The sequence below is a fragment of the uncultured Tateyamaria sp. genome (assembly GCF_947488715.1).
GTDB lineage: Bacteria > Pseudomonadota > Alphaproteobacteria > Rhodobacterales > Rhodobacteraceae > Tateyamaria.
This window is the reverse complement of the sequence record NZ_CANLAG010000014.1, coordinates 47,602-56,468: the sequence shown is the minus strand read 5'-3', so window position 1 is coordinate 56,468 and position 8,867 is coordinate 47,602. Positions and strand designations below refer to the sequence as shown.

General features: G+C 61.9%; 5 protein-coding genes. All 5 read left to right on the top strand.

The window, feature by feature from the left end:
• The coding region (locus tag Q0936_RS19970) for a M10 family metallopeptidase C-terminal domain-containing protein (protein ID WP_299378417.1) at positions 1 to 498 on the top strand (498 nt) is incomplete at its 5' end.
• 127 nt (positions 499 to 625) lie between these two features.
• Positions 626 to 2,524, top strand: a complete 1,899-nt coding sequence (locus Q0936_RS19965; protein WP_299378414.1) for a calcium-binding protein — start codon at positions 626 to 628, stop codon at positions 2,522 to 2,524.
• A gap of 201 nt (positions 2,525 to 2,725) precedes the next feature.
• Positions 2,726 to 4,417 (top strand): calcium-binding protein, encoded by a 1,692-nt coding sequence (locus Q0936_RS19960; RefSeq protein ID WP_299378411.1) that lies wholly within the window; start codon positions 2,726 to 2,728, stop codon positions 4,415 to 4,417.
• A gap of 266 nt (positions 4,418 to 4,683) precedes the next feature.
• Positions 4,684 to 6,627: a calcium-binding protein gene (locus Q0936_RS19955; protein WP_299378408.1), complete on the top strand. Its 1,944-nt coding sequence runs from the start codon at positions 4,684 to 4,686 to the stop codon at positions 6,625 to 6,627.
• 297 nt (positions 6,628 to 6,924) lie between these two features.
• Positions 6,925 to 8,823 carry a calcium-binding protein gene (locus tag Q0936_RS19950; RefSeq protein ID WP_299378406.1) on the top strand — a complete coding sequence of 633 codons (1,899 nt, stop codon included), beginning with the start codon at positions 6,925 to 6,927 and terminating at the stop codon, positions 8,821 to 8,823.
• Positions 8,824 to 8,867: the final 44 nt, after the last annotated feature.

The window sequence follows — 8,867 nt, the reverse complement described above, 5'->3', positions numbered from 1 at the left end:
CTGGGCAACGACACCATGGTCGGCGACGCGGGCGACGACGTCATGTTCGGCCAGGGCGGCGCGGATGTGTTCAACGGCGGCGACGGCGAAGACTACATCCACGGCGGCGCGGGCAGCGACACGCTGTCGGGCGCAAATGGCGACGACACGCTGGTCGGTGGCGGCGGGGCGGACACGCTCACCGGCGGCGCGGGCGAGGACGTTTTCATGTTCCAGAGCTTTGCCCAGAGCCGGGCTGTGGGCGGCAATTTCGACACGATTTCGGACTTTGAGCTGGGCACCGACCTGATCGATCTGCGGTCGATCGTCGAGGGCACGATCAACTTTGGCGGCACCGGTGCGGCGTCGGCCAATGGCGAGGCCGAGTTGCTGCTGCGCACGCCGGGTGGCGGGCCGAACACGGTGGTGTTCGTGGATGTGAACGGCGACGGCACCCAGGATTTCCGCCTGGACATCGCAGGCGTCATCGGCCTCTCAGAGACCGATTTCCTGCTGTAACAAGCCCCCCCACCCCCCCCTGATCGGGGGGGTGGAAAACTGCCCTTATATATTGAAAACATTTGCAAATATATTCCGCGGACGCCCCCCCTTGCGATCCGCCCAAAACAATTGAGGGCAAAATGATATGACAACCACGATCATCACATCCGATATCCTGAACGGCACCACCAACATCACCGGCTTCAACGAGGTCGTCGTCGCCCCCGGCGTCCTGATCTTCGAAGACGGTACCCGCGCCTTTGACATGTCCGGCACCGGACGCCCCACGCTGGCCAATTACGGCACGATCATCAGCGGGGCGTCCAGCTCGACCATCAACGTCAATTCCGACAGCGCGATCATCCTCAACCACGGCACGATCAGCAACGTGTCCACGACCAGTTCCGTGACAGCGCTCTTTGATCTGTCGGGGGGCAATTCCCAAAGCGCCACCGCAGACGACCTGATCTTCATCAACCACGGCACGATGGAGGCACTGAATGACTTTTTCCATGACGAAAGCCCCAATGGCGCCTTCAACCTGATCATCGAGAACACCGACCTGATGCAGGCCGACCGCGAATCCGTCTTCACCTCGGATTCCCCGGATCTCAATGACGTGCGGATCAACAATTCCGGCACGATGATCGGCGGGCTCTTTGCCGTGGACGGGAACGGGACGGCCTTTATCGACAATTCCGGCACCATCGAGATGCGGGAAATCGACCTGAATGCTGCACAAGGCGGAATACTGGTCAATTCCGGCACGATCACCCTCAGAAACGCTTTCAACAACTCGGTCGGAGCCATCGAAGGGGGTGACGCGGTCGAAGAGATCACCAATTCCGGCACGCTCAACGGGGGCATGTTTCTGCTTAGCGAGAACGACATAGTCACCAACAGCGGCGATATAACCGGCTTCGTCAATCTTGGCACCGGCGCCGACACTCTGACCAACTCCGGCACGATCGCAAGCAGCGTGCTCAACCCCAACAGCAATGATGGCAATGACACGATTTACAACACCGGCCATATCGGCGGCGATGTCGGGCTTGGGGGTGGCGACGACCTGATCGACACCCGCGGCGGCACCATCGCGGGCGAGGTGAGCGGCGGGTTCGGCAACGACACGTTCTATATCGACGACGCGTCCATCGACCTTGATGACTTCTTCAACGGCGGCACCGACCACGTGTTCAGCGAGGCTGCCACCTATTCGCTGCAGGTGCATTTCGAAAACCTGACCCTGCTGGGCGGCGAGGACATCAACGGGTTCGGCAACAACGGGGCCAATTTCATAGCCGGCAACACCGGCGACAACCTGATCCAGGGATTTTTCGGCGAGGACACGATCAGCGGCAATTTCGGCGATGACACGCTTGGCGGCGGCTTCAGCGATGACAGCCTGGATGGCGGTGGCGGCAATGACTTTGTCCAGGGTGGACAGGGCAACGACACCGTGATTGGCAACCTGGGCGACGACACGCTGCGCGGTGCGGCGGGCAACGACCAGCTTTTGGGCGGCGACGGCGATGACAACATGGCCGGTGGCCTGGGCAACGATGTCCTGCTGGGGCAGGATGGCGACGACATGATGTTCGGCCAGGGCGGCGCGGACGCGTTCAACGGCGGCGAGGGCGAGGATTACATCCACGGCGGCGCAGGCGGCGACACCCTATCAGGTGCCAACGGCGACGACACGCTGGTGGGCGGCGGCGGGGCGGACCAGCTGACCGGGGGCAACGGCGCCGATGTGTTCGAATTCCAGAGCTTTGCCCAGAGCCGCCTGTCCGGCTTTGACACCATCACCGATTTCCAGATCGGGTCGGACCTGATTGACCTCACAGGCCTCGTGCCTGGCCAGATCAATTATCAGGGGTTCGGGGCCGTCTCGGCCAATGGCGCGGCCGAGCTGCTGATCCGCGAACCGGGCGGCGGGCCGAATTCCGTGGTGTTCGTGGACGTGAACGGCGACGGCACCCAGGATTTCCGCATCAACATCACCGGGGTGACGGGCCTCAGCGAGACCGACTTCCTGTTGTGATGTCGGCACCGCGCCTGTCAGGCTGACGCGGGCAATCCCGCCAACCCGCACGTGCATCGGCCCAGGCTTTGGGCGGGAATTCCAGACCAGCGCGGCAAAACACTTGTGTGGTAAAGACGGAGCACAGCATACTCACGCCAGACCGGCGCTTATTTTGCCGGCATGTTTTTTCATCACTAAATTCCAAGGGAGGAATTTCCAATGACATCCGAAACAGTCAACGGTCTGAACACGGCCGGCATCGATCTGATCCTAAACGAGGAACTGCACGTCACCCAGAATGGCGCGATCTCGGTATTGACCGGGGATGCAATCGACATCGGTGGCACCGGCAACCTCAATATCAGCATCTTCAACGAGGGCAGTGTCTTTGGGCTTTTCAATGCCATCGACATCAGCGGCGGTTCGGATGTCACGATTACCAACACCGGCACCCTCAGTGCGTCTGTCGAAGTGATTGATATCAGCACGATCGCGGATGCGAACACAGACGGCATTCACATCATCAATTCCGGCCGCATCCTCGGAGCAAGCCCGGGCGCGGACGGCATTCTGTCCCAAAGCCCCGGCATCACGATCAACAACAGCGGCGAGATCATGACGGTGGGCGACAACGCCATTCAGATCGCCAGCAACGGCGCCGGCACCCAAGACAACCACATCTTCAACAGCGGCCTGATTTCAACTGTCGCCACGAACACCACAGACAACAATGTCATCCTGACATCCATCGAACGCGACTTTGTCACCAACACCGGCACGATCAACGGCACCATTGACCTGGGCAGCAACGACGACGAACTGGTCACAAGCGGCACCATGACCGGGGACATCGACATGGGCGGGGGTGCGGACGATGTGATCAACTCTGGCACCATCACCGGTGATATCGACATGTCGCTGGGCGAGGATTTCGTCGGCAACACAGGTCTGATCGACGGCTCGCTTCTGCTGGGCAATGACAACGACACCTATGATGGGCGCGGCGGCACGATCACCGGGTCGGTGATCGGCGGGGCGGGTGATGATCGTTATGTCATCGACGACGGCAGCATCATCCTGTTCGAGACCATGGGCGCGGGCACCGACACCGTGGAATCCGAAGTCAGCTATACGCTGGCGCAAGAGATCGAAGTGCTCGAACTGCTGGGCGGCGAAGACATCAACGGCGCGGGCAATGGGCTGGCCAACACCATCACCGGCAACGACGGCGCGAACCTGCTGCAGGGCCGCGTGGGCGATGACACCATCACCGGGGGCGGCGGCGACGACACCATCGGCGGCGGAGCCAACCGCGACAGCCTCGAAGGTGGCGAGGGTGACGATTACCTCAACGGCGGCGCGCAGAACGACACCGTGCGCGGTGGCGAGGGCGACGACACCGTGCGCGGCGGTCTGGGCGAGGACATCCTGCGCGGCGATGACGGCAACGACCAGCTTGCGGGCAATGGCGGGGCCGACGACATCGCGGGCCAGAACGGCGACGACATGCTCTTTGGTCAGAGCGGCAATGACACCCTGTCGGGTGGCGACGGCGACGACACGCTGACGGGCGGCGCGGGCGCCGACAGGTTGACCGGCGGCGCAGGCGAAGACGTGTTCGCCTTCCAGAGCTTTGCCCAGAGCCGGGCCGTGGGCGGACAGTTCGACACTGTTACGGACTTTGAGCTGGGCACCGACCTGATTGATCTGCGCGCGATCGTCGAGGGCACGATCAACTTTGGCGGCACCGGGGCGGCGTCGGCCAATGGCGAGGCCGAGCTGCTGTTGCGCACGCCGGGTGGCGGGCCGAACACGGTGGTGTTCGTCGATGTGAACGGCGACGGCACCCAGGATTTCCGCCTGGACATCGCAGGCGTCATCGGCCTCTCAGAGACCGATTTCCTGCTGTAACGGCCCAAGGGGGCGGCCCGCTCTGACAGGCGTGCCGCCCCTGCACCCCATCCATCCGCCAAAGCGGGACATATCCCCCGTTTCGCAAAAATCTTGTATTTTGTTTGCTTAACGATCCGATCTGCGGATGAATAACAGAGCCCTATTTTGGGCAGGCTGCACCACAGCCCAACCGAAACCATAAAAACCACAAGCCATTTCCCCGGCGCTGCCGCGCACCAAAGGACCCGAAAATGGCGGATCAGAACGTCAGGAAGGTTCCCCCCATGACAGTCACGCTCATCACCACCGACGTCGTCGCCCCCACCGGCAACGGCGACGCCTTCGGCAATTCCGGGCTCGAAGAGGTCACCGTCGGTTTCGGCAGTTCGATCTTTGTCGCCGAGGATGTGAACGTCGCGGCCAATGGCAACCTCCTGGACATAAATGACATAGGCGGCTTTGAATTCCACATGAACGGGGACGCCTATGCCGAAAGCAGTGCGTTCCGGATGGTGACACCGACCTCGGGCGCGAGTTTTAACTTCATCCAGTACGAACTCTCTTTCGGGGAAACAGCGGATATCACGTCCGGACAGTCGCTGGGCTTCATCGGCATATTTTCAACTACACCCGATATCATAGCCGGTACGACCCGGCTGCGCTTCCAGAATGACGGGGTGCAAAGCGCGCTCCTGGCCGATGGCTACACCATCCAGAACATCGATGACGTGAATATCATAAACAACGGCACGATGACGGCCAGCGGCTCGCTGTTCGTCTTCAGCGTCGTCGAGGATGCCGACCTCATCAACACCGGCAGCCTGATCAATGGGCGTGCCGATGCGATCCGACCAACGGTCGATTACCGAAACAACACGGACAATGCCTATTTCTTCAATTCCGGCACCGTGACCGGACCGATTCAGGCGCTGCGCAGCGACGTGACCGGGACCGAAGAGATCATCAACGAAGGGGCGATCAGCGGGGATGTCCTGCTGTCCAACACCGTCGGCGGGACCATGACCAACACCGGCAGCATCACCGGCAACGTCGACACCCGCGGCGGCAACGACACGATCCTCAACACCGGGAACATCGTGGGCGAGGTCGACACAGGCGACAACAACGACAGCCTGACCAACATCGGTCTCATCACCGGCAATGTGGATCTGGGCGGGGGCGATGACACCGTGTCGGGCGCTGGCGCCTTCGACGGCAGCATCGACCTTGGCACGGGCAATGACACGTTCGACGGGCGGGGCAACACGTTTTACGGCACTGTGATCGGCGGATCGGGCTCCGACACCTACTTTGTCGACAACACCAGCCTCAGCATCATCGAAAGCACGCTTTCAACCGGCGGCACTGACACTGTCATCAGCTCTGTCAGCTTCACCATTGGTCTGGGCATTGAAAACCTGGCCTTGTTCGGGTCCGAAGACATCAACGGCGCGGGCAATTTTGTCGCCAACATCATCAACGGCAATGACGGCGCCAACCTGATCCAGGGCCGGGGCGACGATGACACCATCACCGGGGGCGGCGGCGATGACACCCTCGGCGGCGGCACGGGCAATGACAGTATTGAGGCCGGGGACAGCAACGACTTTGCCAACGGGGGTGCGGGCAACGACACAGTGCTCGGCGACGAAGGCAACGACACCCTGCGCGGCGGGTCGGGCAACGACCGGATCCTGGGCGGCGAGGACAATGACAACATCGCCGGGGGCCTCGGCAACGACACCCTGCTGGGCGAAGACGGCGACGACATGATGTTCGGTCAGGGCGGCGCGGACGCGTTCAACGGCGGCGAGGGCGAGGATTACATCCACGGCGGCGCAGGCGGCGACACGCTGTCGGGTGCCAATGGCGACGACACGCTGGTGGGCGGCGGCGGATCGGACCAGCTCACGGGCGGCAACGGCGCGGATGTGTTCGAATTCCAGAGCTTTGCCCAGAGCCGCGCGACGGGCGGCCAGTTCGATATCATCACCGACTTCCAGATCGGGTCGGACCTGATTGACCTGACCGCGCTGGTCGAGGGTACGATCAACTTTGGCGGCACGGGGGCGGCGTCGGCCAATGGCGAGGCCGAGCTGCTGTTGCGCACGCCGGGTGGCGGGCCGAACACGGTGGTGTTCGTGGACGTGAACGGCGACGGCACCCAGGATTTCCGCATCAACGTCACCGGGGTCACGGGCCTGAGCGAGACCGACTTCCTGCTCTGACAGACAGGGCCCGCCCTTGGGTGCAGGGGCGGGCCATCTGCTGACGCGGGTGCACCTGACCAAAAGGTCAGGAATTCCTTAATAACACCTGTTTTTCATTGCTTTGCACCGCCTCTTGGCCGCTAATGGCCCTATCCAAGGGGGGATGAGCCGGTCACCCGGTTGCACATTTCATGCCACGGTCAGGCCCTGCCTGCCCGTGTTTCATCCTTTTTCACAGCACCGATTGGCCCCGATGGGGCATCAAATGCAGGCCATCCGCACGCGCCCGCAGCATTTTGAAAGAAGGATAGAACCATGACTTTGATCCCCGTGACCAATGATGTGACCAATATCGCAACCGGTGGCGAAATCGTCGGCAATTCAGGAAACGAAAGCGTCACGGTCAGCACGGGCGACGAAGTTTTTGTGCACGCCGACGCCAGTCTGACCGCCAATGGCGCCATTGTGGATGTCAACGATCTGACGAGTTTTGATTTCGCCATGCAAGGCGACGGCTTTGCCAATGACACTGCGTTTCGCATGGATGTCGATACCAACAGCGGCATAACGAATTTCGGGTATTCGCTGTCCATTGGGAACGATGCAACCGTCACCGCAACCACCGCCCTGGGGTTCTTCGGTATCCTCAGCACGGCAACCGGGCTCTTGAATAGCGGCTCGCACATGGATTTCTTCAATGCCGGCACCATCAACAGCACGGACGGCCGCGGGTTCGAGTTTCAGAGCATTGCCATCGTGAACGCGGTGAACACAGGCATCGTCACCGCGGGCGGGGCGGGCACTTTTCTGTTCGAAAACGTCGCCGAGGCCCGCCTGGCCAACAGCGGCACCATCGTGAACGCCCGCGTGGGCGTCAATTTTTCCCCCGACCCCACCGATGCGGCCGTAGGTTTCAACAGTCAGGTCAGCGACGCCGTGTTTGCGAATTCCGGTAACATCAACAGTTTTGAACTGGCCATCTTCAGTGACGCCCAGGCGGAAGATTTCTCCAATACGGGCACCATCACCGGTGACGTGATCATGTCGCTCAATGCCGCCGGGCTGTTTACAAATGCAGGCGACCTGATCGGGGATCTGGAGACCCGCAACGGCGACGACCGGGTGATCAACACGGGGCTGATCGAAGGCGATGTCGACATGGGCCAGAACTTTGATCTTCTGACCAACTTAGGCACCATTGTCGGGGATATCGACCTCGGCGCGGGCGATGACACGCTGGATGCGCGCGGCGGCACAATCATCGGCAACGTGGACGGCGGGGCGGGTGACGATGTCTATTTTGTGGACGACAGCGACCTGATGATCACCGACAACACCGCGGCGGGGGGCTTTGACCTGGTCAACAGCAGCGTCAGCTTTGTGCTGAGCAACGGGCTGGAGGCCCTAACGCTGACGGGCAGCACAGACATCAATGGCGCAGGCAACAACGATGCCAATTTCCTGATCGGCAACGTGGGTGCAAACCTGCTGCAAGGCCGTGGAGGCAGTGACATCATCTCTGGCGAAGCGGGCGATGACACGATCGGCGGTGGTGTGGGCGACGACAATCTTGAGGCCGGCGAAGGCAACGACTTTGCCCAGGGTGCCTCCGGCAATGACACGCTCAACGGCGGGTCGGGCGACGACACCCTGCGCGGCGGGTCGGGCAACGACCGGATCCTGGGCGGCGAGGACAACGACAACATCGCCGGGGGCCTCGGCAACGACACGCTGCTGGGCGAAGACGGCGACGACATGATGTTCGGCCAGGGCGGCGCGGACGCGTTCAACGGCGGCGAGGGCGAGGATTATATCCACGGCGGCGCAGGCGGCGACACACTGTCGGGTGCCAATGGCGACGACACGCTGGTGGGCGGCGGCGGATCGGACCAGCTGACGGGCGGCAACGGCGCGGATGTGTTCGAGTTCCAGAGCTTTGCCCAGAGCCGCGCCACGGGCGGCCAGTTCGACATCATCACCGATTTCCAGATCGGGTCGGACCTGATTGACCTGACCGCGCTGGTCGAGGGCACGATCAACTTTGGCGGCACGGGGGCTGCGTCTGCCAATGGCGAGGCCGAGCTGCTGTTGCGCACGCCGGGTGGCGGGCCCAACACGGTGGTGTTCGTGGACGTGAACGGCGACGGCACCCAGGATTTCCGCATCAACATCACCGGGGTCACGGGCCTCAGCGAGACAGACTTCCTGCTCTGACAGCCCAAGACATCTCTGACCCATGGCCCGCACCACAGGCCATG